Origin of the sequence: Streptomyces avidinii (assembly GCF_014650695.1) — a bacterium.
Classification (GTDB): domain Bacteria; phylum Actinomycetota; class Actinomycetes; order Streptomycetales; family Streptomycetaceae; genus Streptomyces; species Streptomyces avidinii.
The window spans coordinates 1-25,334 of sequence record NZ_BMVL01000027.1 but is presented as its reverse complement, the minus strand read 5'-3'; the positions used below and the strand labels follow the sequence as shown (position 1 = coordinate 25,334).

At 70.9% G+C, this 25,334-nt stretch carries 26 protein-coding genes; 21 read left to right on the top strand and 5 right to left on the bottom strand.

Annotated elements, in window-relative coordinates:
* The first annotated feature begins 201 nt into the window (after positions 1-201).
* From dop to prcA, 5 genes are all read left to right on the top strand, one after another.
* Positions 202-1,713, top strand: coding sequence for a depupylase/deamidase Dop (dop, locus tag IE257_RS36900; protein ID WP_189974336.1), 1,512 nt, complete (start codon positions 202-204; stop codon positions 1,711-1,713).
* Positions 1,714-1,886: 173 nt separating this feature from the next.
* Complete coding sequence (locus tag IE257_RS36895) at positions 1,887-2,099, top strand: ubiquitin-like protein Pup (RefSeq protein WP_030233608.1); 213 nt, start codon at positions 1,887-1,889, stop codon at positions 2,097-2,099.
* A gap of 37 nt (positions 2,100-2,136) precedes the next feature.
* Positions 2,137-2,736, top strand: coding sequence for an endonuclease VII domain-containing protein (locus IE257_RS36890; RefSeq protein WP_189974334.1), 600 nt, complete (start codon positions 2,137-2,139; stop codon positions 2,734-2,736).
* The gene (gene prcB / locus IE257_RS36885; protein ID WP_189974332.1) at positions 2,688-3,527 is read left to right on the top strand and encodes a proteasome subunit beta; all 840 of its coding nucleotides are present in this window, start codon (positions 2,688-2,690) and stop codon (positions 3,525-3,527) included. Before IE257_RS36890 ends, prcB begins: the two co-directional genes overlap by 49 nt.
* 46 nt (positions 3,528-3,573) lie before the next feature.
* Positions 3,574-4,338 (top strand): proteasome subunit alpha, encoded by a 765-nt coding sequence (prcA, locus tag IE257_RS36880; protein WP_078909722.1) that lies wholly within the window; start codon positions 3,574-3,576, stop codon positions 4,336-4,338.
* A gap of 81 nt (positions 4,339-4,419) precedes the next feature.
* On the opposite strand, the gene IE257_RS36875 is transcribed toward prcA, so the two are convergent.
* Positions 4,420-5,418, bottom strand: coding sequence for a LacI family DNA-binding transcriptional regulator (locus IE257_RS36875; RefSeq protein ID WP_229920885.1), 999 nt, complete (start codon positions 5,416-5,418; stop codon positions 4,420-4,422).
* 145 nt (positions 5,419-5,563) lie between these two features.
* On the opposite strand from IE257_RS36875, the gene IE257_RS36870 reads away from it, so the two are divergent.
* From IE257_RS36870 to IE257_RS36810, 13 genes are all read left to right on the top strand, one after another.
* Complete coding sequence (locus IE257_RS36870) at positions 5,564-6,826, top strand: MFS transporter (RefSeq protein ID WP_189974327.1); 1,263 nt, start codon at positions 5,564-5,566, stop codon at positions 6,824-6,826.
* A 139-nt stretch (positions 6,827-6,965) separates the two neighbouring features.
* On the top strand, positions 6,966-8,327 hold the full coding sequence (gene pafA, locus IE257_RS36865; RefSeq protein WP_030016332.1) for a Pup--protein ligase: 1,362 nt from the start codon (positions 6,966-6,968) through the stop codon (positions 8,325-8,327).
* A 150-nt stretch (positions 8,328-8,477) separates the two neighbouring features.
* Positions 8,478-9,419: an FKBP-type peptidyl-prolyl cis-trans isomerase gene (locus IE257_RS36860; protein WP_189974325.1), complete on the top strand. Its 942-nt coding sequence runs from the start codon at positions 8,478-8,480 to the stop codon at positions 9,417-9,419.
* A 28-nt stretch (positions 9,420-9,447) separates the two neighbouring features.
* A complete protein-coding gene (locus IE257_RS36855; protein WP_189974323.1) occupies positions 9,448-9,840 on the top strand; it encodes an FKBP-type peptidyl-prolyl cis-trans isomerase in 393 nt (130 codons plus the stop codon).
* 122 nt (positions 9,841-9,962) lie between these two features.
* A complete protein-coding gene (locus IE257_RS36850) occupies positions 9,963-10,919 on the top strand; it encodes a helix-turn-helix transcriptional regulator (RefSeq protein ID WP_189974321.1) in 957 nt (318 codons plus the stop codon).
* A 104-nt stretch (positions 10,920-11,023) separates the two neighbouring features.
* Entirely contained in the window at positions 11,024-11,992 is a 969-nt protein-coding gene (locus tag IE257_RS36845) for a helix-turn-helix transcriptional regulator (RefSeq protein WP_189974319.1), read from the top strand.
* A gap of 14 nt (positions 11,993-12,006) precedes the next feature.
* On the top strand, positions 12,007-12,234 hold the full coding sequence (locus tag IE257_RS36840; protein WP_030389621.1) for a CpXC domain-containing protein: 228 nt from the start codon (positions 12,007-12,009) through the stop codon (positions 12,232-12,234).
* 26 nt (positions 12,235-12,260) lie between these two features.
* Positions 12,261-12,461 (top strand): hypothetical protein, encoded by a 201-nt coding sequence (locus IE257_RS36835; protein ID WP_052876828.1) that lies wholly within the window; start codon positions 12,261-12,263, stop codon positions 12,459-12,461.
* Positions 12,462-12,630: 169 nt separating this feature from the next.
* Positions 12,631-12,921, top strand: coding sequence for a Sec-independent protein translocase subunit TatA (gene tatA / locus IE257_RS36830; protein ID WP_189974317.1), 291 nt, complete (start codon positions 12,631-12,633; stop codon positions 12,919-12,921).
* Between the two features lie 47 nt (positions 12,922-12,968).
* Entirely contained in the window at positions 12,969-13,934 is a 966-nt protein-coding gene (gene tatC / locus IE257_RS36825) for a twin-arginine translocase subunit TatC (protein WP_189974315.1), read from the top strand.
* 79 nt (positions 13,935-14,013) lie between these two features.
* The gene (locus tag IE257_RS36820; protein WP_189974313.1) at positions 14,014-14,913 is read left to right on the top strand and encodes a diacylglycerol kinase; all 900 of its coding nucleotides are present in this window, start codon (positions 14,014-14,016) and stop codon (positions 14,911-14,913) included.
* Between the two features lie 46 nt (positions 14,914-14,959).
* Entirely contained in the window at positions 14,960-17,800 is a 2,841-nt protein-coding gene (locus IE257_RS36815) for a DEAD/DEAH box helicase (RefSeq protein WP_189974311.1), read from the top strand.
* Positions 17,801-17,891: 91 nt separating this feature from the next.
* Positions 17,892-18,557 (top strand): TetR/AcrR family transcriptional regulator, encoded by a 666-nt coding sequence (locus IE257_RS36810; RefSeq protein WP_189974309.1) that lies wholly within the window; start codon positions 17,892-17,894, stop codon positions 18,555-18,557.
* Between the two features lie 27 nt (positions 18,558-18,584).
* Here IE257_RS36810 and IE257_RS36805 read toward each other — a convergent pair whose 3' ends face one another.
* From IE257_RS36805 to IE257_RS36790, 4 genes are all read right to left on the bottom strand, one after another.
* Positions 18,585-19,556 (bottom strand): pseudouridine synthase, encoded by a 972-nt coding sequence (locus IE257_RS36805; RefSeq protein ID WP_189974307.1) that lies wholly within the window; start codon positions 19,554-19,556, stop codon positions 18,585-18,587.
* A gap of 20 nt (positions 19,557-19,576) precedes the next feature.
* The gene (locus IE257_RS36800) at positions 19,577-21,121 is read right to left on the bottom strand and encodes a serine hydrolase (RefSeq protein WP_189974305.1); all 1,545 of its coding nucleotides are present in this window, start codon (positions 21,119-21,121) and stop codon (positions 19,577-19,579) included.
* 144 nt (positions 21,122-21,265) lie between these two features.
* On the bottom strand, positions 21,266-22,105 hold the full coding sequence (locus IE257_RS36795; protein WP_189974303.1) for a siderophore-interacting protein: 840 nt from the start codon (positions 22,103-22,105) through the stop codon (positions 21,266-21,268).
* Between the two features lie 48 nt (positions 22,106-22,153).
* Positions 22,154-23,059, bottom strand: a complete 906-nt coding sequence (locus IE257_RS36790; RefSeq protein WP_189974351.1) for a 5'-3' exonuclease — start codon at positions 23,057-23,059, stop codon at positions 22,154-22,156.
* A 328-nt stretch (positions 23,060-23,387) separates the two neighbouring features.
* Between IE257_RS36790 and IE257_RS36785 the strand changes: the two genes are divergently transcribed.
* From IE257_RS36785 to IE257_RS36775, 3 genes are read left to right on the top strand one after another with little or no spacing between them, the layout of a single operon-like run.
* Positions 23,388-23,936 (top strand): helix-turn-helix domain-containing protein, encoded by a 549-nt coding sequence (locus IE257_RS36785; RefSeq protein WP_030389632.1) that lies wholly within the window; start codon positions 23,388-23,390, stop codon positions 23,934-23,936.
* Between the two features lie 5 nt (positions 23,937-23,941).
* Complete coding sequence (locus IE257_RS36780) at positions 23,942-24,661, top strand: helical backbone metal receptor (protein WP_372453128.1); 720 nt, start codon at positions 23,942-23,944, stop codon at positions 24,659-24,661.
* Between the two features lie 18 nt (positions 24,662-24,679).
* Positions 24,680-25,276 carry a signal protein gene (locus tag IE257_RS36775; protein WP_189974301.1) on the top strand — a complete coding sequence of 199 codons (597 nt, stop codon included), beginning with the start codon at positions 24,680-24,682 and terminating at the stop codon, positions 25,274-25,276.
* Positions 25,277-25,334 lie beyond the last annotated feature (58 nt).

The following is a 25,334-nucleotide window of genomic DNA, read 5'->3' as shown; positions in this document are numbered from 1 at the left end:
TCACCGGCCGCTTTCAGCCGGTGACAAGGCGCATTCAATGACGGAAATGATCTCCCCACGAGCGCGCAGTGGTTCTAGGCTCTTCCGTACCGCCGGACGCGCAGTGCGGGGACGGGCACCGCACAGTCACACGCACCGGAGCACCAGCGGTACTTGAGCGCCGCTCCCGAGAGGGGAGCGCCGCCGGGCAAGGAGGGCCGCATGACCGTACGGCGAGTAATGGGGATCGAGACGGAGTACGGGATCTCCGTCCCGGGGCACCCGAACGCCAATGCCATGCTCACCTCGTCCCAGATCGTCAACGCCTACGCGGCGGCGATGCACCGGGCGCGACGCGCCCGCTGGGACTTCGAGGAGGAGAATCCGCTGCGGGACGCCCGCGGCTTCGACCTCGCCCGCGAGGCCGCCGACAACAGTCAGCTGACCGACGAGGACATCGGCCTCGCCAATGTCATCCTCACGAACGGCGCACGGCTCTACGTCGACCACGCACACCCCGAATACAGCTCGCCCGAGATCACCAACCCGCTCGACGCCGTCCTCTGGGACAAGGCCGGCGAGCGGATCATGGCCGAGGCGGCCGTACGCGCCGCCCAGCTCCCCGGGGCCCAGCCGATCCACCTCTACAAGAACAACACCGACAACAAGGGCGCCTCCTACGGCACGCACGAGAACTACCTGATGAAGCGGGAGACCCCCTTCGCGGAGATCGTGCGCCACCTGACCCCCTTCTTCGTCTCGCGACAGGTCGTGACCGGCGCGGGACGCGTGGGCATCGGCCAGGACGGCCGCGAACACGGCTTCCAGATCAGCCAGCGCGCGGACTACTTCGAGGTCGAGGTCGGCCTGGAGACCACCCTGAAGCGGCCCATCATCAACACCCGGGACGAGCCGCACTCGGACGCCGAGAAGTACCGCCGGCTACACGTGATCATCGGCGACGCGAACCTCTCGGAGATCTCCACCTATCTCAAGCTCGGCACGACCGCACTCGTCCTGTCCATGATCGAGGACGGGTTCATCAACGTCGACCTGGCCGTCGACCAGCCCGTACGCACCCTGCACCAGGTCTCCCACGACCCGGACCTCCAGCACCTGATCACGCTGCGCAGCGGACGGACACTCACCGCGGTGCAACTCCAGATGGAGTACTTCGAGCTGGCGCGGAAGTACGTGGACGAACGTTTCGGATCCGACGCCGACGAGCAGACCAAGGACGTGCTGGCCCGCTGGGAGGACGTGCTGGGCCGGCTGGAGAGCGACCCGATGAGCCTGTCGGGGGAGCTGGACTGGATCGCCAAGCGGGAGATCCTGGAGGGCTACCGGCGCCGGGACGGGCTGGGCTGGGACGCGGCGCGGCTGCACCTGGTCGACCTCCAGTACTCGGACGTACGGCCCGAGAAGGGCCTGTACAACCGCCTGGTGGCCCGCGGCAAGATGCAGCGCCTGGTGGAGGAGCCCGCGGTGGAGCGGGCCCGGAGCAAGCCTCCGGAGGACACCCGGGCCTACTTCCGCGGCCGCTGCCTGGAGCAGTACGCGGACGACGTGGCCGCGGCCTCCTGGGACTCGGTGATCTTCGATCTCCCCGGCCGCGACTCGCTCCAGCGGGTCCCGACGCTGGAGCCCCTGCGGGGGACGCGCAACCACGTCAAGGAGCTCCTGGACCGCTGCCGCACGGCGGAGGACCTGGTGCGGGTGCTTTCCGGGCAATGAATCGGGCCTGAAAGGCCTCCGGTCCGGGAATCATGAAGAGAACCGGACTGTGAAAGTACGGGGACGAATGTCGGACCCTCCCTATAGGGTCCGACGTAGGGTCTGATCTTGAGAGATCCCGAATCCCGGGGTCTCTCGACATGAGCGTGCGAACCGAGCGGGGTGAGGTAGACATGGCGACCAAGGACACCGGCGGCGGACAGCAGAAGGCGACGCGCTCGACCGAGGAGGTCGAGGAGGCGGCGGTCGAGGAATCGACCGACCTCAAGGAGCGCCAGGAAAAGCTCTCCGACGACGTCGACTCCGTACTTGACGAGATTGACGATGTACTCGAAGAGAACGCCGAGGATTTTGTTCGGAGTTTCGTACAAAAAGGTGGCGAATAGCCTTCGAATCTAAGGCGAACTCGCCAGCATTGGCTCCATGTCCAATGGAACGAAGTGGTGCCGCGGCTGCAGTCGCGACGTGCCGCTGAGCGGGTTCGCCCTAGACCGTAATCGTGGTGACGGCCTTCAGCCGAGGTGTCGTGAGTGCGTGGCCGCGTACGGTGCCGCGCACTACCGGCGCCGCCAGGCGACTAGAGGCAAGGTCGTCAAGGAGAAGGTGGATGTCCCTTCCGGCCACAAGCTCTGCCGGCCGTGCGGTGAGGTCAAGCCGCACAGCGAGTGGCACAAGAACGCGTCGGCGTCTGACGGCTTATCCACTCGGTGCAAGGCGTGCAAGGCCATCCAGGGCCGGGCTGGGCACTTGAAGCGTTCGTACGGCATCACAGAGGCTGAGCGCGACGAGATGATCACCGCTCAAGGCGGGGTCTGCGCGATCTGCCAAGAAGGTCTGGCGGAGCACGTTGATCACGATCATCAGACGGGTAGGGTCCGAGGCGTACTGTGCTTCAGCTGTAACGCAGCCCTGGGGCAGTTCAAGGATCGGCCGGACGTCATGAGGCGTGCAGCCGCTTACGTGGAAGGAAACCTGTGGAAGCCAACACTCGTAGCACAGGGCGTCTACCGGCAGCCTTCCTGACGCCGGGGTCCTCGTCCTTCATGGATTTCCTCGGGGCGCACTCGCCCGAGATGCTGCCCGGCAACCGCAAGCTGCCGGAGGGCATCGTCGAGGCGCCGCACGGGACGACCATCGTCGCCGCCACCTTCCCCGGCGGGGTCGTCCTCGCCGGTGACCGGCGGGCGACCATGGGGAACATGATCGCGCAGCGGGACATCGAGAAGGTGTTCCCCGCCGACGAGTACTCCGCCGTCGGCATCGCCGGTACGGCCGGCCTGGCCGTGGAGATGGTCAAGCTGTTCCAGCTGGAGCTGGAGCACTTCGAGAAGGTGGAGGGGACGACCCTGTCCCTGGAGGGCAAGGCCAACCGGCTCTCCACCATGATCCGGAGCAATCTGGGGATGGCCATGCAGGGTTTGGCCGTCGTGCCGCTCTTCGCCGGGTACGACGAGGCCAAGGAGAAGGGCCGGATCTTCTCCTACGACGTGACCGGCGGCCGCTCGGAGGAGCACGGCTACGCCGCCACCGGTTCCGGTTCGATCTTCGCCCGGGGCTCCATGAAGAAGCTCTACCGTCCCGATCTGACGGAGGAGCAGGCCACCACCCTGGTCGTCCAGGCGCTGTACGACGCCGCCGACGACGACTCGGCGACCGGTGGGCCGGACCTGTACCGCCACATCTACCCGATCGTCACCGTCATTACGGACGAGGGGTTCCGCAGGCTGACCGACGACGAGTCGCAGGAGCTCGCCCGTACGGTCACCAACCGTCGGCTGGAGCAGCCCGACGGCCCGCGCGCCGCCCTGCTCTGACCATCCGTCGCCCCGTAGGAGCCCAGAAGAAAGGGACGGACAGCCGGTGTCGACTCCGTTCTATGTGTCACCCCAGCAGGCCATGGCCGACCGGGCGGAATACGCCCGCAAGGGCATTGCCCGCGGTCGCAGCCTGGTCGTGCTGCAGTACGCCGACGGCATCGTGTTCGTCGGCGAGAACCCGTCCCGTGCGCTGCACAAGTTCAGCGAGATCTACGACCGGATCGGCTTCGCGGCCGCCGGTAAGTACAACGAGTACGAGAACCTGCGGATCGGCGGTGTGCGGTACGCGGATCTGCGCGGGTACACCTACGACCGTGACGATGTGACGGCCCGTGGGCTGGCCAACGTCTACGCGCAGACGCTCGGCACCATCTTCTCCTCGGCCGGTGAGAAGCCGTACGAGGTCGAGCTGGTGGTCGCGGAGGTCGGTGCGACCGCGGCCGGGGACCAGATCTACCGGCTGCCGCACGACGGGTCGATCGTGGACGAGCACGGTTCGGTCGCGGTCGGTGGCAACGCCGAGCAGATCAGTACCTTCCTCGATCAGCGTCACCAGGACGGGATGACCCTGTCCGAGGCGTTGAAGCTGGCGGTGCAGGCGTTGTCCAGCCAGGCCAACGGCGCGGACAAGACCATTCCGGCCGAGCGGCTGGAGGTCGCGGTGCTGGACCGGACGAGGTCCCAGCAGCGGAAGTTCAAGCGGATCCGGGGCCGGCAGCTGTCGCGGCTGCTGGAGGCGGACGTGACGGCGGCGGTGCAGGCCGATGCCGTGTCGAACGACGAGGCGCCGGAGGACGACGCCGAGTAGTGCAGTGCAGAGGGGCCCCGGTTCGCCGTATTCGGCGGGCCGGGGCTTCGTCGTGTCCGGGCTTCGTCGTGTCCGGGCCGGTCAGGCGGTGGGGGCGGGGCCGGAGGAGTCGCGGACGACGAGCCGGACCGGGAGGTCGGGGGCGGTCCAGGGGGTGCCTTCGAGGACGGCGAGGAGGGCGGTCATGCCCTGTTCGCCGACGCGCTCGGCGGGGAGGTGGACGGTGGTGAGTTCGGGTTCGACGGCGGTGGCGAGGGCGAGGTCGTCGAAGCCGGTGATCGAGAGGTCCTCGGGGATGCGCAGGCCGAGGCGGCGGGCGGCCTTGCAGGCGCCGGCGGCGAGGATGTCGTCGTCGCAGACGACGGCGGTGGGTCGGTCCTGGGGGGCGGCCAGGGCGGCCTCCAGGGCCGTCCGGGCGCCGTCGACGGTGAGGGGGGACCGTACGGTGCGCAGCTCGGTGCCGGGGCCCAGGAGGGCCGTGAGGGCTTCGGCGCGGGTGTCGAAGGTCCAGGAGTCGACGGCGGAGGCGAGGTGCAGGAAGCGGCGGTGGCCGAGGGCGAGGAGGTGCTCGGTGATCTGGCGCATCCCGTCGGCCATGGCGAGGTTGACGTGGGCGGCGGCGGTGCCGGCGGCGGGGTCGCTGTCGAGCATGACGAGGGGGAGGGTGTTGCCGCCGATGGCGTCGAGGGCGTCGGCGGCCATGGAGGAGGCGATGACCCCGTCGAGGGCGGCGCGGGCGGAGGCGAAGGGGTCGCGGGCCGGGCCGGTGCCGTCGGGGGAGGGGTAGAGGACGACGCCGAAGCCGTGTTCGGCGGCGACGCGGGCGGCTCCGGTGTAGACGCGGGCGAAGAACTCGTTGGTGAGGGCGGGTACGACGAGGAGGGCGGTGCGGGTGGTGCCGAGGCGGAGGTTGCGGGCGGCGAGGTTGGGCCGGTAGCCGAGGCGGGTGGCGGTTTCGCGGACGTGGGTCGCGGTGCGTTCGGAGACGCGGCCGGGCCATTTGTCTCCGAGGACGAGGGAGACGGTGGCCTGGGAGACCCCGGCGGCGGTGGCCACGTCGCGGCTGGTGGGTCTCGTCACACGGGGCTCCTGAAGTGCGAGGTCGGGCGGTGTTGCGGGGTCCGCGGGGTGGACCGGCGGACTGCGGCCATGGTACGTATGAGGCCTGACGTTATACGTATTACTTGGCTTACTCCGGGCTGGATCCGGGCAGAAGGGGGCGGACATGGCCGCGGGATACGCGGAGCTGCTGAGGACCCGGCACGCCGCGAGGTTGCTGGTGGGCACGCTCGTGGGCCGACTGCCCAATGCCACCGGGCCGATCGCGATCGTGCTGTTCACGCGTGCCGAGGGCGGCAGCTACAGCCTGGCGGGAGCGCTGGCCGCCGCGTACGGGCTGGCGAACGCGGTGGGGCAGCCGCTGCTGGGCCGGGCCGTGGACCTGTTCGGGCAGCCGCGGGTCCAGCTGCCGGCCGCGGTGGCCTCGGCGCTGGGCATGCTGTGGCTGGCTCTCACCGGCACGGGGTCGGCGGTGGCCGCGTACGCCGCGGTGGTGGTCGCGGGGCTCTTCACGCCGCCCCTGGAGGGCGGGCTGCGGGCGCTGTGGCCGGGGGTGCTGGGCGGCCGCGAGGAGAAGGTGCACGCCGCGTACGCGATGGACGCGGTGGCCCAGGAGGTCATGTTCACCGTCGGTCCGCTGCTGGTGACGCTGTTCGTGGCGATGTGGTCGCCGGCGGGGGCGCTGCTGGCGCTCAATGCGATCGGGGTGCTCGGAGCGCTGTCCGTGGTGGTCAGCGAGCCGTCCCGGAAGTGGCGCTCGGCGCCGCGGGAGGCGCACTGGCTGGGGGCGCTGCGTTCGCGGGGGCTGCTGGCGCTGCTCGGCGCGTTCTTCTTCGTGGGTACGGCGCTGGGCTCGATCACGGTGGCCGGTGTGGCGTACGCGGACGAGCACGGCGGTCAGGCGGTGTACGGCTGGCTGATGGCGGCGCTGGGTCTGGGCGCGCTGGTCGGCGGTGTGTTCTACGGAGCCCGGCAGTGGGCCGGTGCGCCCGAGCGGCGGCTGCGGTTGCTGGTGGCCCTGCTGGCGGTCTGCTACCTGCCGCTGATGCTGGTTCCGGGGCCGGTGGCGATGACCGCGCTGGCGGCGCTCTCGGGCGTGTTCCTGGCGCCCTCGCTGGCGTGCGCGTTCATCGTCGTGGACCGGCACGCCCCGGCGGGCACGGTGACGGAGGCGTTCTCGTGGCTGGTGACGTTCTTCGGGGTGGGCGCGGCGATCGGTACGGCGGCCGCGGGGCCGGCGGTGGAGCTGGGCGGAACCGCGGTGGGCTTCGGTGTGGCGAGCGTGGCGGGCGGCGCGGCGCTGCTGGTGCTGATGGTCACTCAGCGGGCGATGGCAACGGGCGGCCGCAGTCGCGCGGTGGCCGGTTCGTCCGACGGGGCGTCGGACGACTCCCGTGACGTGCCGTCGGGTGCCCCGTCGGCACCCTGATCGGTGGGTGCGCGGGATGGGCCGATCGGGCCGCGATCGGGCCGCGATCGGGGCGTCGATCGGCTCCCTGAGGAGAACTGATCGAAACGGCGCTCCCGAACCCGGTTTCAGAAGAGGGCAGAAGGCGTAATGTTCAGTCATGGACCGCCGCATTTTCGGGCTGGAGAACGAGTACGGCGTCACGTGCACGTTCAGGGGACAGCGCCGACTGTCTCCTGACGAAGTGGCGCGCTACCTCTTCCGCCGTGTTGTGTCATGGGGCCGCAGCAGCAATGTCTTCCTGCGGAACGGCGCCCGCCTGTACCTCGACGTGGGTTCGCATCCGGAATATGCAACTCCCGAATGCGACAACGTGACCGAGCTGGTCACCCACGACAAAGCAGGCGAGCGCATTCTCGAAGGTCTGCTCGTCGATGCCGAACGCCGCCTGCACGAGGAGGGAATCGCGGGCGACGTCTATCTCTTCAAGAACAACACCGACTCGGCGGGCAACTCGTACGGCTGCCACGAGAACTACCTGGTGGCCCGGCACGGGGAATTCTCCCGCCTGGCGGACATTCTCATTCCGTTCCTTGTCACGCGGCAGCTGATCTGCGGCGCGGGCAAGGTGCTGCAGACGCCGCGCGGTGCGGTCTACTGCGTGAGCCAGCGGGCCGAGCACATCTGGGAGGGCGTCAGCTCCGCCACGACCCGCTCGCGGCCCATCATCAACACCCGGGACGAGCCGCACGCGGACGCCGAGCGCTACCGCAGGCTGCACGTCATCGTCGGTGACTCGAACATGTCCGAGACGACCATGCTGCTCAAGGTCGGGGCCACCGACCTGGTGCTGCGCATGATCGAGGCGGGCACGGTGATGCGCGATCTGACCCTGGAGAACCCGATCCGGGCGATCCGCGAGGTCAGCCACGACATCACGGGTCAGCGCAAGGTGCGGCTGGCGAGCGGCCGGGAGGCCTCCGCGCTGGAGATCCAGCGGGAGTACTACGACAAGGCGGTGGACTTCGCCGAGCGCCGGGGTATCCGTACCGGCGTGGTGGACCAGGTGCTGGAGCTGTGGGGTCGCACGCTCGACGCGATCGACGCGGAGGACCTGGACCGGATCGGGACCGAGATCGACTGGGTCATGAAGTACCAGCTGATCGAGCGGTACCGGGCCAAGCACAACATGACCATGTCGAACCCGCGAGTGGCTCAGATAGACCTCGCCTACCACGACATCCACCGTCGGCGCGGGCTGTACTACCTGCTGGAGCGCAAGGGGCAGGCGGCGCGGATCTGCAACGACCTCAAGATCTTCGAGGGCAAGTCGGTGCCCCCGCAGACGACGCGTGCCCGGCTGCGCGGCGACTTCATCCGCCGGGCGCAGGAGCAGCGGCGGGACTTCACGGTCGACTGGGTGCACCTGAAGCTGAATGACCAGGCGCAGCGGACGGTGCTGTGCAAGGACCCGTTCCGGTCGGTGGACGACCGGGTGGAGAAGCTGATCGCCGGGATGTAGGACGGCGTCCGGCGCGGCAACCAGGACCGCAGAGTGACCGCAGTGTGACATCACACTCCTCGCCAGGGCCTCGTACGTCTCTCGTACGGGGCCCTGCGCACGGCTTAGAGTGGCGAGCGACCGCTTTGCCGTCTGAGATCTGAGGAACCCGTGCGCCGACTTGCCGGCCTGCTTGTCGTACCCCTCCTGCTGCTGACGACCGCAGCGTGTGGCGACGACAGCGGCTCCGACTCCGCCCAGATGAAGAACGGGGCCCCCGCGATCACCAAGGGAGCCGCGTTCGGGGAGACGCCCACCCTGTCGAAGGGGAAGGGCACGCCGCCCAAGGAGCTGAAGGTGGTGACCGTCAGCGAGGGCACCGGGCAGGTGCTGAAGAAGAACGACATCGCGCAGGTCCACTACCTCGGCCAGGTGTGGGACGGCAAGGAGCCGTTCGACAAGAGCTTCGGGCGGCCCGCTCCGTTCGACCTGACCATCGGCGCCGGCGCCGTCATCAAGGGCTGGGACCAGGGTCTGGAGGGCCAGAAGGTCGGCAGCCGTGTCGAGCTGGTCATCCCGCCGGAGCTCGGTTACGGGGCGCAGGGCTCGGGCGAGAAGATCAAGCCGAACGCCACGCTGGTCTTCGTCGTGGACATCGTCAAGGGCGCGACCGTCCCGGCCTCGGCCACGGGCAAGGAAGTCGCCCAGGAGAACAAGGACCTGCCCAAGGTCGGCACGAACGCGGACGGCAAGGAAGTCTCCGTGACCGTCCCGAAGGACACGGCCGAGCCCACGAAGCTGGTCTCGAACTACGTCCTGGAGGGTGACGGCGCGGTCGTGAAGGACACCGACAGCGTCGTCGTCAAGTTCAACGGCAAGACGTGGAAGGACGACAAGTCCTTCGAGAGCACCTACACCAGCGACCAGACGGTCACGTGGCCGCTGGGTGAGCTCTCGGTCAAGGGTCTGAAGGACGGCATCGTCGGCAAGAAGGTCGGCAGCCGCATCCTGCTGGTCATCCCGCCGGACCAGGCCTTCGGCGACAAGGAGCAGGGCACCATCCCGGCGAAGTCGACGCTGGTCTTCAGCCTCGACATCCTCGCGGTGATGTAAGACTGTTCCGGTTGACCGTTTCGTACGTATGAGGAGCAGTTCCGTGAGCCAGAAGCTCGAGAAGCCCGAGATCGACTTCCCCGAGGGCGAAGCCCCGACGGACCTCGTGATCGAGGACATCTGGGAGGGCGACGGCGCCGAGGCCAAGGCCGGTGCCATGGTCTCCGTCCACTACGTGGGCGTGGCCTTCTCCACCGGCGAGGAGTTCGACGCTTCGTGGAACCGCGGTTCCGCGCTGCAGTTCCCGCTCGGTGCCGGCCGCGTCATCGCGGGCTGGGACCAGGGCATCGCGGGCATGAAGGTCGGCGGCCGTCGCAAGCTGACGATCCCGGCGCACCTCGCCTACGGTGACCGTGGCGCGGGCGGGGCGATCGCCCCGGGCGAGACGCTGATCTTCGTCTGTGACCTGATGGCTGCCTGATTCACCGGCAGTCGCTCCGAGGGCCCCCGCCGTGAGGCGGGGGCCCTCGCTTTTTGTCCGGGACCGCCGGCGCGGTACGGTCAGCGGTCACGAGTGTGTCGAGAACGGGGGGAAGGGCGTCGATGGCGATTGCCAAGGCCGAGCGGCTGATGAATCTGGCGCTGTGTCTGCTGGGGACCCGCCGGCCGCTCAGCAAGCGCGAGTTGCGCGGTTCCATCGAGGCCTACATGGAGGCCGGCAACGACGAGTCCTTCAACCGCATGTTCGAGCGGGACAAGGACGATCTGCGCGAACTCGGCCTCGTCATCGAGACGGTGGAGAACTTGGACGGCGAGACGGGCTACTTGGCCCGCCGCGACAGCAACCGGCTGCCTCCCGTCTCGCTGGACGCCGAGGAGGCCGCCGCCCTGGGGCTGGCCGCCAAGGTCTGGCAGCAGGCGCGGCTGGCGGGAGCCGCCAGTGGGGCCCTGCAGAAGCTGCGCGCGGGCGGGATGCCCGAGGCGGAGGACCCGTACGAGGGGCAGCACAGTGCGATCGAGCCGCGCATCCCGGTCCACGAGGCCGCCTTCGAGCCGCTGATGCTGGCCTGCCGGGACCGCCGACCGGTGGCCTTCGACTACCGCAAGTCCACCGCCGCCCGGCCCGAGGCCCGGCAGGTCGAGCCCTGGGCGCTGGAGTGCTGGCGCGGCCACTGGTACCTGGCCGGCTACGACCGCGACCGCGGGGCGGAGCGGGTGTTCCGGCTCTCCCGGATCACCGGCAAGGTCCGCTCCCGGGCCGCGAAGTACACCGCAGAGGTGCCGGACGTGGTGACCGTACGGGAGACCGTGGCGAGCTGGGCCGGGGAGAGCGCGGACCGTTCCGCGCTGATCCGGCTGCGGGCCGGGGCGGGTTATCCGCTGCGGGCCAAGGCCACCGCGGTGCGTGAGGGCGGGGACGGCTGGGACGAGCTGGAGATCCCCTACGGGCACGGGCTCGACGCATGGCTGGTGGAGTTCGGGCCCGACGTCGTCGTGGTCGGTCCCGCCGACCTGCGGGCGGACGTGGTGGACCGGCTGCGGGCCGTCGCCGGGGCCTGACCGGGGCCCGACCCCGGGCCCGCGGGCCCGGCGGCCGATCAGCGGCCGCACCGTTCGACAACAGCGACATCCACAGACGTGCCCTGAGGGGGAGACGTACCAGCATGGCTGCCAACGCCATCGATCAGACCCGCCGGATGCTGTCCCTGGTGACCTACCTGCGCGAGCGCCCCGGTGCGCACGTCGCGGACGTCGCGCGGGCCTTCGGGATCACCGAGGACGAGTTGATCTCGGACCTCGACGTGCTGCCCATGTGCGGAACGAGCTTCCGGGGCGGGGACCTGCTCGACATCGACACCGACGGGGAGCGCATCTGGTGGCGCAACCCGGACGCCTCGGGGGAGTCCACCGCCGAGCCGCTGCGGCTGGCCGCCGACGAGGCGACGGCCCTGCTGGTGGCCGCGCGCGCGGTGGCGACCCTGCCCGGGCTGCGCGAGAGCGACCGGGACGCCCTGCTGCGGGCCACGGCCAAGCTGGAGGCGGCCGCGGGCGAGGTGGCCGGGGCCAGCTCCCGGCTGTCGGTGACCTTCGAGTCCGAGGGCGGGGTCTTCGCGGACGTCGACCGGGCCATCGCGGAGCGCCGGCGGCTGTGGCTGCGCTACTACTCGCCCGCCCGGGACGAGCTCACCGAGCGCACGGTCGACCCGATCCGGCTCTTCGCGGTGGGGCACACGTACATGGAGGGCTGGTGCCACCTCTCCGAGGCGCGGCGCACCTTCCGTCTCGACCGGGTCGCCGAGATCCGGTTGCTGGACGAGCGGGCCGAGCCGCCCGCCATCGAGCCGCGCGACCTGTCCGAGGGCCTGGTCCAGCCGGCCGCCGAGGACCCCGAGGTCGTCGTCGAGGTGGGGCCGGGCGGACGCTGGGTCGCCGAGTACTACCCGCACGACAGCGCGGAGGAACTGCCCGGGGGCGGTCTGCGGATCACCCTGCGCAGCCCGGACCCGGCCTCGCTGCGCCGGCTCGCCCTGCGGCTCGGGCGCGAGGGGCGGATCGTCGCTCCCGCAGAGCTGGCGGAGAGCGCGCGGAGCGCCGCTCGAGAAGCACTCGTGGGGTACGGGGAACAGGTCTGAGGGGAGCGCGGTCGATGTCGCCAACGTCCGAGCCCGTCGCCTTCAAGGCCTCCTGCCCCGACTGCCGGGCCCGCTTCGAGCTGGACGCGGGCGCGCTGCGGCTGGCCATCGGCGGCAGCCGGCGCACCACGTTCTACTCCTTCACCTGTCCTGAATGCGGTGCTGCCGTCCGCAAACCGGCTGGTGAGCGCATCGTGGAACTGCTGACCGGTGGCGGCGTGAGCACCCTGCGCAGCATCTGACGCGGCGGGTGGCCTAGGCTCGGCCCATGCTGTGGCCGATGTTCGCAATTGCCCTGGGTTTTCTCGGAGTGGCCGTGCTCGCCGTGCTGGCCGTGCGGGTGTACCTGGAGGTACGCAGACTGTCCTCGCAGGTGGCGCAGGCCAGCCGCCGGATCACGGACGCTTCGGCAGATCTTGAGCAGGCGGCCGTCGACCTGGCCCGGGCGGGACACGGCGTACGTCCCTGACATCGGGACGAATGTGTGTGACCAGGGCGTGAACAACAGGCCGGGGCGCAAGCGCGGGGACGCCCGGGGATTGCCGGGCGTTAACCCCCTGGGGTTACGATCCTCGATAGACACAGTCCCAGGCGTCCGTGCCGGTGCGCTGTGAACCTCCGAGAAAAGGAAGACTTCCATGGGCAACCTCAGGGGTTGGGAAATCCTCGTCATCGTCGGCGTCATCATCCTGCTGTTCGGTGCCAAGAAGCTCCCCGACATGGCCCGCTCCCTCGGCAAGTCGGCCCGCATCCTCAAGAGCGAGGCCAAGGCCATGAAGAAGGACGGCGAGGGCGACGAGGCCGCCACCGCCCCCGCCGCGGACCAGTCCGCGCAGCAGCCGGTCGCCCCGCGCACCATCCAGGCCGCGCCCGGTGACGTCAGCAGCTCCCGTCCGGTCAGCGAGACGAACCGCACCGCCCAGGGCTGACACCCGCCGTACACGCCAGTCATCTGCAACGAGACAAGGGACGTGGGTTGCTCAACTCTGCCCGCAAGCAGGAGAAGAAGGAACGACAGGCAAAGGACGCCGAAGGGCGGATGCCTCTCGTCGAGCACCTGCGTGAGCTGCGGAACCGCCTGCTGAAGTCGGTCATCGCGATCCTCGTGATCACGATCGTCGCCGCTTTCTTCTACCGGGACATCATCAACTTCCTGTTGAAGCCGATGCTCGACTCCGTCGGCTGCACCAACGGTGTGGTGACCCAGCGCAACGGCCGCCCCTGCGCCGACATGACCGTGAACGGCCTCATCTCGGCGTTCTCGATCGCCCTGAAGGTCTCGCTGATGGCCGGTGTGGTGCTCTCCGCACCGGTGTGGCTCTACCAGCTGTGGGCGTTCGCCGCGCCCGGGCTGCACAGCCACGAGAAGAAGTACGCGCGCAGTTTCGTCGCCGTCGGAGCGCCCCTGTTCCTGACCGGCGCGGTGCTCGCATACAAGATCCTCCCGCAGACCGCGACGATCATGCTCGAGTTCACCCCCGACCACGCGCGCAACCTGCTGCCGGTCGACGACTACCTCGATCTGGTCACCCGCATGGTGATCGTGTTCGGCCTGGCCTTCGAGCTGCCGCTGCTGCTGATCCTGCTGAACTTCACCGGTGTGCTCACCGGCAAGCGGCTGGCGAGCTGGTGGCGGGGCATGGTCCTCGGCATCACGATCTTCGCCGCCTTTGCCACCCCCACCGGTGACCCGCCGACCATGCTCGCGCTGGCCCTGCCCATCGTGGCCCTCTACTTCGCGGCCCTGGGACTCTGCCTCCTCAACGACCGCAGGCGCCGGCGCAAGGACCCCGACGCGGGGCTGAGCGACGACGAGGCCTCCGAGCTGGACCTCACCCCGGCGCCGATCGGCGCGCTGGAATCGGTTCCGGCCCCCGCGGCCCTGCCCGAGCAGGCCGACGGCGGACGCCAGCGGATCAACGGGTACGACGACGCCACCTGACGGATACGCCCGCGGCTGCCGCCGGGAGGCGCCCCCGAAGGGGTGAGCCCGGCGAGCAGGCTCCGGTACATTCCCCCGGGTGAGTCACGAGGTCACCCTTTTCGTCAATCCCACCGCGGGACGCGGCCGGGGCGCGCACGCCGCGCAGCCGGCCGCTTCGGCTGTCCGGGCGGCCGGTTTCTCCGTACGGACCGTCGTGGGCGCCGACGCACCGGACGCGCTGGCCCGGCTGACCACCGCCGTCCGTGAGGGCACCGGCGCGGTGATCGCGGTGGGCGGCGACGGGATGGTCTCCCTGGCGCTCCAGGCCCTGGCGGGGACCCCGGTGCCGCTCGGGGTGGTCGCGGTGGGAACCGGCAACGACTTCGCGCGGGCGACGGGGCTGCCCGTGAGGGATCCGGCCCGGGCCGGGCGGCTGGCCGCCGAGGCCGTCAAGGAGGGCCGCGTCCGGGAGATCGACCTGGGCTGGGTGGGCGGCGCCGACTGCGAGCAGTGGTTCGGGACCGTGCTGTGCTCCGGCTTCGACTCGCGGGTCAACGACCGCGGGAACCGGATGCGACTGCCGGCCGGCCGCTTCAAGTACGACCTGGCGATGCTCGCGGAGCTGGCCGCCTTCCGGCCGTTCCCGTACCGGATCACCCTGGACGACGGCCCGGTGATCGAGACCGAGGCCACGCTGGTCGCCGTCGGCAACGGCTCCTCCTACGGAGGGGGCATGCGCATCTGCGCGGACGCCGTGCCCGACGACGGGCTCTTCGACATCACGGTGGTCGGCGACTGCAGCCGGGGCACCCTGCTCAAGGTGTTCCCGCAGGTCTACAAGGGCCGGCACCTGAGCCACCCGAAGGTGACCGTCCACCGGGCCCGGAAGATCACGCTGGCGGCGGCGGGCCTGACCGCCTACGCGGACGGAGAGCCGCTGGGGGTGCTGCCGGTGACCGCCGAGTGCGTTCCCCGGGCCGTCCGGCTGCTCACTTAAATGATCGCGACTGTTGTCAGAGGTGGCGGGTAGGCTCGACAGCAAGATGACCGAAGAACTCTCACCCGCCGAGCGGTACGCCGCTGCCCGGATCCGCGCCGCCGAAGAGGCCTCCGCCCTGGCCCCCTTCCGCGAGATGTACGAATTCGATCTGGACCCGTACCAGGTCGAAGCCTGCAAGGCGCTGGAGGCCGGCAAAGGCGTCCTCGTCGCCGCCCCGACCGGCTCGGGCAAGACCATCGTCGGCGAGTTCGCCGTGCACCTGGCCCTCCAGCAGGGCCGCAAGTGCTTCTACACGACGCCGATCAAGGCCCTGTCCAACCAGAAGTTCGCCGACCTCGTCAAGCGCTACGGTGCCGACAAGGTGGGCCTGCTGACGGGCGACAACAGCGTCAACTCCGAGGCGCCGGTGGTCGTGATGACCACCGAAGTGCTCCGCAACATGCTCTACGCGGGCTCCCGGTCGCTGCTCGGCCTCGGCTACGTCGTGATGGACGAGGTCCACTACCTCTCCGACCGGTTCCGCGGGGCCGTCTGGGAGGAAGTGATCATCCACCTCCCCGAGTCGGTGACCCTGGTCTCCCTGTCGGCCACCGTGTCCAACGCCGAGGAGTTCGGCGACTGGCTGGACACCGTGCGCGGGGACACCGAGGTGATCGTCTCCGAGGAGCGGCCCGTACCGCTGTGGCAGCACGTCATGGCCGGCCGGCGGATCTACGACCTCTTCGAGGAGGAGTCCGACCACGGCGGCCGGGGCTCCGCGCGCCGGGAGGTCAATCCCGACCTGCTGCGCATGGCACGCGAGGAGAACAGCCGTACCTACAGTCCGAAGGACCGGCGGCGCGGCAAGATGGTCCGCGAGGCCGACCGCGAGCGCGAGCGGCGCTCCCGCGGCCGGATCTGGACCCCGTCCCGCCCCGAGGTCATCGCCCGCCTCGACAATGACGGGCTGCTGCCCGCCATCAACTTCATCTTCAGCCGGGCCGGCTGCGAGGCCGCGGTCCAGCAGTGCCTCTTCGCGGGCCTGCGGCTGAACGACGAATCCGCGCGGCTCAAGGTCCGCGAGATCGTCGAGGCGCGCACCGCCTCCATCCCCACCGAGGACCTGCACGTCCTCGGGTACTACGAGTGGCTCGAAGGGCTGGAGCGGGGCATCGCCGCGCACCACGCGGGCATGCTGCCCACCTTCAAGGAGGTCGTGGAGGAGCTCTTCGTCCGCGGTCTGGTCAAGGCCGTCTTCGCCACGGAGACCCTGGCGCTGGGCATCAACATGCCCGCGCGCACGGTGATCCTGGAGAAGCTGGTCAAGTGGAACGGCGAGCAGCACGCCGACATCACCCCCGGCGAGTACACGCAGCTGACCGGCCGGGCCGGCCGGCGCGGCATCGACGTCGAGGGCCATGCGGTGGTGCTCTGGCAGCGCGGCATGGACCCGGCGGGGCTCGCCGGGCTCGCGGGTACCCGTACGTATCCGCTGCGCTCCAGCTTCAAGCCGTCCTACAACATGGCCGTGAACCTGGTCAGCCAGTTCGGGCGGCACCGCTCCCGCGAGCTGCTGGAGACCTCCTTCGCGCAGTTCCAGGCGGACCGCTCGGTCGTCGGGATCTCCCGGCAGGTGCAGCGCAACGAGGAGGGCCTGGAGGGCTACCAGGAGGGCATGACCTGCCACCTGGGGAACTTCGAGGAGTACGCGCAGCTGCGCCGTGACCTCAAGGACCGCGAGACGGACCTGGCCAAGCAGGGCGCCGCGCAGCGCCGGGTGCAGGCGGCCGGTTCGCTGGAGAAGCTCAAGCCGGGCGACATCATCCACGTACCGACGGGCAAGTTCGCCGGGCTGGCGCTGGTCCTGGACCCGGGCGTGCCGGCCGGGCGGGTCAACGGACACCGCGGGCACGAGTACGCCGAGGGCCCGCGCCCGCTGGTGCTCACCGCCGAGCGGCAGGTCAAGCGGCTCGCCGCGATCGACTTCCCGGTTCCGGTCGAGGCCATCGACCGGATGCGGATCCCCAAGACCTTCAACGCGCGCTCGCCGCAGTCGCGCCGGGACCTGGCATCCCAACTGCGCACCAAGGCCGGGCACATCGCGCCGGAGCGGCGCACCCGCGGCCGGGCCGCGGCCGCCGACGACCGTGAGATCGCCCGGCTGCGCAGCGAGCTGCGGGCTCACCCCTGCCACGGCTGCGACGAGCGCGAGGACCACGCCCGCTGGGCGGAGCGCTACCACCGGCTCAAGCGGGACACCCAGCAGCTGGAGCGGCGGATCGAGGGCCGGACGAACACCATCGCCCGCACCTTCGACCGGATCCACGCACTGCTGACCGAGCTGGACTACCTGCGCGAGGACGAGGTCACCGTGCACGGCAAGCGGCTCGCCCGGCTGTACGGCGAGCTGGACCTGCTGGCCTCCGAATGCCTGCGGGCCAAGGTGTGGGAGGGTCTCAGCCCGGCCGAACTGGCGGCCTGCGTATCGGCATTGGTCTTCGAGGCGCGCCAGTCCGACGACGCGGTCGCACCGAAGGTACCGGGCGGCGCGGCGAAGGAGGCGCTGGGCGAGATGGTCCGCATCTGGGGCCGGCTCGACGCGCTGGAGGAGGAGCACCGCATCAACCAGGCGGAGGGCGTGGGCCAGCGCGAGCCGGACCTCGGCTTCGCGTGGGCGGCGTACCAGTGGGCCTCCGACAAGAGCCTGGACGAGGTGCTGCGCGAGGCGGAGATGCCGGCCGGTGACTTCGTGCGCTGGTGCAAGCAGGTCATCGACGTGCTCGGGCAGGTCGCGGCGGCCGCTCCGGCGGCCTCCGGTGACAGCGGGAGCACGGTGGCCCGCAATGCCCGCAAGGCCGTGGACGCGCTGCTTCGGGGTGTAGTGGCCTACAGCTCCGTCGGCTAGGCGGATTTGGGTCTTCCTCCGAGAGCGGGACCGGCTTGATCTGATCTCTTGCCATGATCGTATCGGCGTGCTCTGTGCGACGATCGATGACATGAGTGGGGGAACGGGCGATGGTCCGAAACGGGTCGGTCGGCCACGTGCCGACCGGCTGAGGCCGGACAGCGACCGGCCGCCGCGCGAGGAACTCCTCTGCGCGGCGGCCGAGCTGTTCACCGCCCAGGGCTACGCGGCGACCACCACCCGGGCCGTCGCCGAACGGGCCGGGATGCGCCAGGCCACGATGTACCACTACTTCGGCGGCAAGGAGGAACTCCTCGCCGAGTTGCTGGAGTCCACCGTCGCACCCTCGCTGGTGCTGGCCCGGCAACTGCTCGCCGACGGCGGGCGGTCCGCCGCGCGGCGGTTGTGGGAACTGTGCCGCTCCGACGTGCTGCTGCTGTGCGGGGGACCGTACGACCTGGGGGCGCTCTATCTGCTGCCCGAGGTGGGCGGTGCGCGCTTCACGCGGTTCCACCGGATGCGTCGGGAACTCAAGGACGCCTACCGGGTGCTGCTCGCCGGGATCCGGGTCGGCGCCGAACTGGCCGGGGACCGGGCGGGGCTGACGCTCCGGGGAGACCTGGTCTTCGGCCTCATCGAGGGCGTCATGCTGGTCCACCGCGCGGATCCGGCGCGGCCGGTGGTGGCCTTCGCCGAGGCCACCGCCGACGCGGCGCTGCGGATCGCGGGCGTCGGCCTTCCCCGGGACACCTCGTAGGGCCCGGCAAGGTCCGAAAGAGACGGCCTAGCCTCCGGCTCCGGCCTCCCAGCCCGCGCGGTCGTCCCAGGCCTGGAGGGTGCGGCGGCTCTCGAAGCGGTGCGCGGCTCCCGTCACGGGGTCGGTGAACGCCAGCACCCGGGCCAGGAGTTGCAGGGGCCTGCGGTAGTCGTCCGGGGCCGGATCCGTGACGCGCGGATACACCGGGTCGCCCAGGATGGGCAGGCCCAGGCTGTTCATGTGGACGCGCAGCTGGTGGGTACGGCCGGTGTGCGGGGTCAGCCGGTAGCGGGCCAGCCCCTCCCTCGCCTCGACGCATTCGACGAGGCTCTCGGCGTTGGGCTCGGCGCCGGGCACCTCGACCGCCGCAATGACCCCGCGGGCCTTCTCGATACGGCTGCGGACGGTACGCGGGAGGGCGCGGGCGAGCGCCGGTTCGTGGGGTGCGAGGGCCTCGTACTCCTTGTGCACCTCGCGCCGCTGGAAGAGGAGCTGGTAGGCCCCGCGGTCCTCGGGCCGGATGCTGAACATCACCAGCCCCGCCGTCAGCCGGTCCAGGCGGTGCGCCGGGCTGAGCTCGGGCAGCTCCAGCTCCTCGCGGAGCCGGGCCAGGGCGGTCTCGGTGATGTGGCTGCCGCGCGGGGTGGTCGCCAGGAAGTGCGGCTTGTCCACGACCAGCAGGTGCGGGTCCCGGTGGACGACGGAGATCGGGAACGGCACCCGCGGCTCCGGCTCCACGTCCCGGTGGAACCAGAGGTAGGCGCCCGGCTCGTACGGATCCCCGGCGCGCAGCACCTGCCCGCCGGGGCCGAGCACCCGCCCCGCGGCCATCAGTCGGGCGACGGAGTCGGCGCCGCGGGTGCCGGCGTAGCGCGCGGCGAGGTAGTCGCCGAGATCCGGCCACGCCCCCTCCGGGTCGGGCGGGAGCCGCAGCCGGACCGGGTCGATGCCGGCGCGCTGGGGGAGGGGCGAGGGGGGTGGCTGGGCTCTGCGTCTCATCGGAGGACAGGTTATGCGGCCTAGGGCCGGGTGAAGGTGCCCAGGTGCTCGGCGTCGAGGTACTCGATGCGCAGGGTGCCGTCGGCGAAGGTCACCCCGGTGCGGCCGACGGCGTTCTCGCCCGCGGTCATGAAGCTGAAGGTGTCCCCGTCGTAGTGCGTGAGCGGGAAGCGCAGGGGCTTCGGGCCGAGGGCGAGGGTGAGTGCGCCGTTGCCGTCGGCGGTCACGGTGGCCTTGCCGTAGTAGGCGTTGTCGTAGGTGCCCGTGTACGCGGCGCTGTCGCGGGCCGGCTTCGCGCCGGCGGGCGGGTGGGCGTAGTCGGTGGCCGAGCCGTTCGGGGGTTCCAGGGCCGTGGCGTAGGCGGAGGCGGCCAGCGCGAGCCAGTCGGTGGAGACCTTGCCGTGTTCGGCGTAGTCGAAGAAGTCCAGGGCCACGGCGTCGGGCAGGCCGACCGGGGCGCCGTTGGTCAGCACGACGATGCCGAGCTGCTCCAGGGGGAGCATGGTGACGTTGGTGTTGGCGCCGAGGTCGAAGGCGCCCGAGTGGCTCAGGCGCAGGCGGCCGGCACCGTCGTAGCCGACGTTCCAGCCCAGGCCGTAGAAGCTGGTGGTGCCGACGGCGTTGGTCGGCTGCGACACGATCTCGGGCAGGTGGGTCCGGGCGAGGGTGTCGGCGGGGATGATCCGCTTCCCGTCGAGGGTGCCGCCGGCCAGTTGCAGGCGGAGCCAGCGGGCCATGTCGGTGGCGGTGGAGCTGACGCCGCCGGCCGGGGCCTGGGCGTCCGGGTCGCGGACGAAGCGGGGACTCCACGTGCCGTCAGGGTTCTTGACGTGGGTGGCGGCGTGGTCGGGGGCGTCCACGAACGCGGAGAACTCGGTGCTGGTACGGGTCATGCCGGCGGGCTTGAAGAGGGTGTCCGCGCTGAGCTTCTGCCAGCTGGTGCCCTGGGCGCGGGCGACGGCCTCGGCGGCCGCGGTGAGGCCGAAGTTGGTGTAGGCGTAGCTCGCGCGGAACGGACTCAGCGGCTCCAGACGCAGGTGGTCGAGGATGTACGCCTGGTCGTAGCCAAGGTCTTCGAGGAGGTCGCCGGCGTGGTCGGGAAGGCCGCTGCGGTGGGAGAACAGATCGGCGGTCGTGACGTGGTCGGTGACCCAGGGGTCCTTGAGGGAGAACCCGGGCAGCTCGGTGCGGCTGTCCCACTCGGCGGGGTCGGTGAGGGTGCCGGCCACGACCGTGGAGGACACGGGCTTGGACAGCGAGGCGATCTGGAAGACGGTGTCCGGGCCGACCCTGGCGCTCTCGCCGGTCCTGCGCAGTCCGTAGCCCTTGATGTGGACGACCTTGTCGTCGTGGACGACGGCCACGGAGACGCCGGGGACGCCGGTGCGGCGCATCATGTCCTCGACGGTGCGGTCGAGGCGGGCGACGGCCCGGTCGACGGCGGCGTCCGTGATCTGGGGTTTCGGGGCCGGGGGCGGGGTGGGCGCGGCCGTGGCCGACATGGCTGCCGCCGCGGTCAGGAGGGCCGCGGCCCCTGCTGCCCCGAGCGACGGGAGCGTACGCATGGAGCCATTGTCCTGCCCGGGGGCCCGGAGCGCGCGGCGCCGTTGCCCGCCGGCCCCGACCACCCCGGCTCTCGAACGCCGGCGCGGGTGAGGGGGCGCCGGCATGCGAGGGCGGGGGTGGTCGGGGCGGGCGGGGCGAAACCTTTACGCGGCTGCGCGGTGTTCCTGCTCGGCCTCCACGGAGGCGTTCCAGTCACGCTTGATCGCGCGCCAGCCCTCGTCCGTCTCGCCCAGGCGCCAGTAGCCCGAGATCGACAGGCGTTCGCGCGGGATGCCGCGCTCCAGGCGGAGGTGGCGGCGGAGGTCCTTCACGAAGCCGGCCTCGCCGTGGACGAAGGCGTGCACGTCCGCGGAGGGGAACTCCAAGGAGGTGACCGCCTCCACCAGCGCCTCGCCGACCGGGCGGCCGCCGCGGTGCAGCCAGATCGGCACGACGCCGTCCGGGGTGGCGACCTTCAGCTCGTCGGCCGGCCCGTCGATCTCCACGATGGCGTGGACCCGCGCGCCCGCCGGCATCCGCTCCATCGCGGCGGCGATCGCCGGCAGCGCGCTCTCGTCGCCCACCAGAAGGTGCCAGTCGGCCACCGGGTCCGGGGCGTAGGCGCCGCCCGGGCCGAGGAAGCGGACGAGCTCGCCCGGCTGGACCCGCGCCGCCCAGGGGCCGGCGAGGCCCTCGTCGCCGTGGACCACGAAGTCGAGGGTCAGTTCCAGGTGCGCGGGGTCCCAGCTCCGTACCGTGTACGCGCGCTGGCGCGGCCACTGCGCCCGGGGAAAGTCGGCGCGGATCCGTTCAAGGTCCCACGGAGCGGGGTAGGTCACGCCTGCCGGCGCGAACAGCAGCTTGATGTAATGGTCGGTGTACTCGCCCACGCCGAACTCCCGGAGGCCCTCACCGCCCAGCACGAGCCGCACCATGTGCGGCGAAAGCTGCTCGGTGCGTACGACGACGGCGGTGCCGACAGTGCGGGCGCGTCCTTCTGCCACGGTGACTCCCCTGACTCCATGAAACTTAGCCTTACCTAAGTTATCACCTCAGTGGCGCAGCGCGCTGCTCAGGCGAGCGACAGCACCCCCCAGGCCCCACCGATGGGCTAGCGCATCCACCAGTTCGGGCTGCGCAGGAGCGGTCGGAAGGGCCGGATCGAATGCCGGCAGCGGCACGTCCGAGGCCACCTGGACCACCTTCGGAGCCACTGCCAGGTACGGCCGGGACTCGTCGAGCCGCTTGCGCTGGGTGGGGGTCAGCTTCGACTTCGGGTCTCCGATGGCCGCGATGATCCCGGCCAGGTCGCCATAGGCGTCGAGGAGTTTCGCGGCCGTCTTCTCGCCGATGCCGGGGACGCCCGGCAGCCCGTCGCTCGGGTCGCCGCGCAGCAGAGCGAGGTTCGCGTAACCGGGGCCGTCCACCCCGTACTTCTCGCGGAGCCACGCCTCGTTCGTCACCTGGAGGGTGCCCACGCCCTTGAGCGGGTACAGGACCCGGCGCTGCCGGGCGTCGTCCACCAGCTGGTAGAGGTCGCGGTCGCCGGTGACGATGTCCACCGGTCCTCCAGCGCGGGCGGTTAGCGTACCGATCACGTCGTCCGCCTCGTATCCGGCGACGCCCACCCGGGCGATGCCGAAGGCGTCCAGCGCCGCCTCGATGATCGGAACCTGCGGGGCGAGGGTGTCCGGGGTCTCCTCGACGTCGGGTCCGATCTCGGTCTCCTCGGCGACCCGGTGGGCCTTGTACGAAGGGATCAGTTCCACCCGCCAGTGCGGCCGCCAGTCAGCGTCCATGCAGGCCACCAGATCGTCCGGCCGGTGGTCCTGGACGAGCCGGCCGATGAAGTCGAGCAGGCCGCGCACGGCGTTGACCGGGGTGCCGTCGGGTGCCTTCACCGAGTCCGGCACACCGAAGTACGCGCGGTAGTAGAGGGAGGCGGTGTCCAGGAGCATCAGGCGTCGTGTCGTCACGGGGTCGATGATGCCGCAACACACCCCGGCGGATGTCTCGACCGCCGGGAGACCGCGCACCGCGACGGACAGTGAGCGCACCGGTACGGGAAGACCCGTGCGGGCGAAACCGGAGGCGGTTGCTGCGTAAGGTGCTTACAGCACACCGATGTGCGACAGACATGGGGAGGGCAGCCCCGACATGAACGACAGGGACGGCACCGACGGCACCGATGGCACGGACAGCACGGCCGGCGCGGACGGCCTGAACGGCAAGCCGAACGACAAGGACGACAAGAGCAAGGACAAGGACGGCAAGGAGCCGCTGCGGGTGGGCGTGGCCGTGCGCAAGCGGCGCCGCGCGCTGCACCTGACGCTCGCCGCCGTGTCGGCGCGCAGTGGCCTGTCGGTGCCCTTCCTGAGTCAGATAGAGAACGAGCGGGCCCGGCCCAGCATGCGGTCCCTGGAGCGGGTCGCGGACGCGCTGGAGACCACGGCCGTCGAACTGCTGGCCGCCTCCGACACCGCGCGCACGGTGAACCTCGTCCGGGCCGGTGACGCCTCCGGTCTCACCCCGCTCCCGGGCGTACGGCCCCTGGTGCGCGGGCACCACCAGCTGCACGCCATGGAGTTCACCGGGGACCAGGACGCCGGACGCGAGTACCAGCACCGCAACGACGAACTGATGTACGTCGTCGAGGGCGCCTGCCAGGTCGAGGCGGAGGGGCGGGCCTACCGGCTGGAGAGCGGGGACGCGCTGTTCCTGTCGGGAGGCGTGCGCCACCGCTGGCGAGCGGTCACCGAGGACACCCGGATCCTGGTCGTCGCGGTCGGCGAGCACATCCACGCGACCTCCGAGCCCCCGTCGCCGGGACACTGAGCGCCGTGCGGCGGATCGTCTCGCTCGTGCCCTCGCTCACCGAGGCGGTGGCCGTGAGCGCGCCGGGAGCACTGGTCGGGGTCACCGACTGGTGTACGCACCCCGAGGACCTCGGGGGAGCGGTGCGGATCGGCGGGACGAAGAATCCCGACGTGCGGCGCATCGCGGAGCTCCGGCCGGACCTGGTGATCGCCAACGAGGAGGAGAACCGGGCCCCCGACCTGGCGGCGCTGCGCGCGGCCGGGGTGGAGGTGCTGGTCACCGAGGTCCGGGACCTGCCGCAGGCGCTGCGGGAGCTGGACCGGCTGCTCGTGGGGGTGCTGGGTCTGGCGCGGCCCGGATGGCTGGCGGACGCGGAGCGCGCATGGGCCCGGGTGGAGCCGGTCGAGGTGCGCACCGCCTTCGTGCCGATCTGGCGGCGGCCGTGGATGGTGCTGGGCCGGGACACCTTCGCGGGGGATCTGCTGACGCGGCTCGGGATCCGAAACGTCTACGCCGGACACCCGGAGCGATACCCCCGGGTGCCGGTGGAGGAGCTCGCGGCGGCCGGCTGCGACCTGGTGGTGCTCCCGGACGAGCCGTACCGCTTCACGGCCGAGGACGGCCCGGAGGCCTTCCCGGCCCTGCCCGCCGCCCTGGTCGGCGGTCGCCACCTCACCTGGTACGGACCCTCCCTGGCCGAGGCCCCGCAGGTACTGGCAAGGGCCCTGCGCGCGGCCCGCTGAGCGACGTACCCTGCGGGGATGCGTACCGGAAGATCATTAATTCTGCTTGCGGCGACGGCCCTGCTGGCCGGAGCGTGCGCGGCCCCCGAGGCAGACCCTCGCCGTCCGCCGCCCGGCATCGGCGAGCTCAGCACCGGCGAGCTCCAGAGCCGGTGGTGGAGCTGGGCCGCCTCCAGCCCGGCCCGCTCCAACCCGGTGGCGGACCCGGACGGCAGCTTCTGCGCCGAGAACCAGCCGGCCGACGTGTGGTACCTCGCGGGCACCGTCGGGGGCCGGGCCGAGCGCCGGTGCTCGATCCCCAAGGGCCGGCCGGTGGTCCTTCCGGTGCTCAACTTCACCGGCACGAAGGCCGAGTGCGCGGCGCAGCTGGCCGAGGCGCAGGGCACCGTCGTGTGGGGCCGGACCGACGTGGCGGTGGAGCGCATCGAGCCCACCACCATCCGGATCAAGGGGGTCGAGGGGAACCCGCTGACCCGGAAGGCGGGGACGGTGACCACGTACGGCTGTGGGTTGTGGGTGCGCCTGGGGCCCGTCTGGGACTCGGGCGCCCTGACCATCGAGGGCTCGGCCGGATCAGCCTCCACCTCGGTCCGCTACGACCTCCGGGTCGGCTAGGTGTATTGATCACGAGCGTTGTTGACACTCGGCAGGTCTTGAACATGGCGAAGACCTC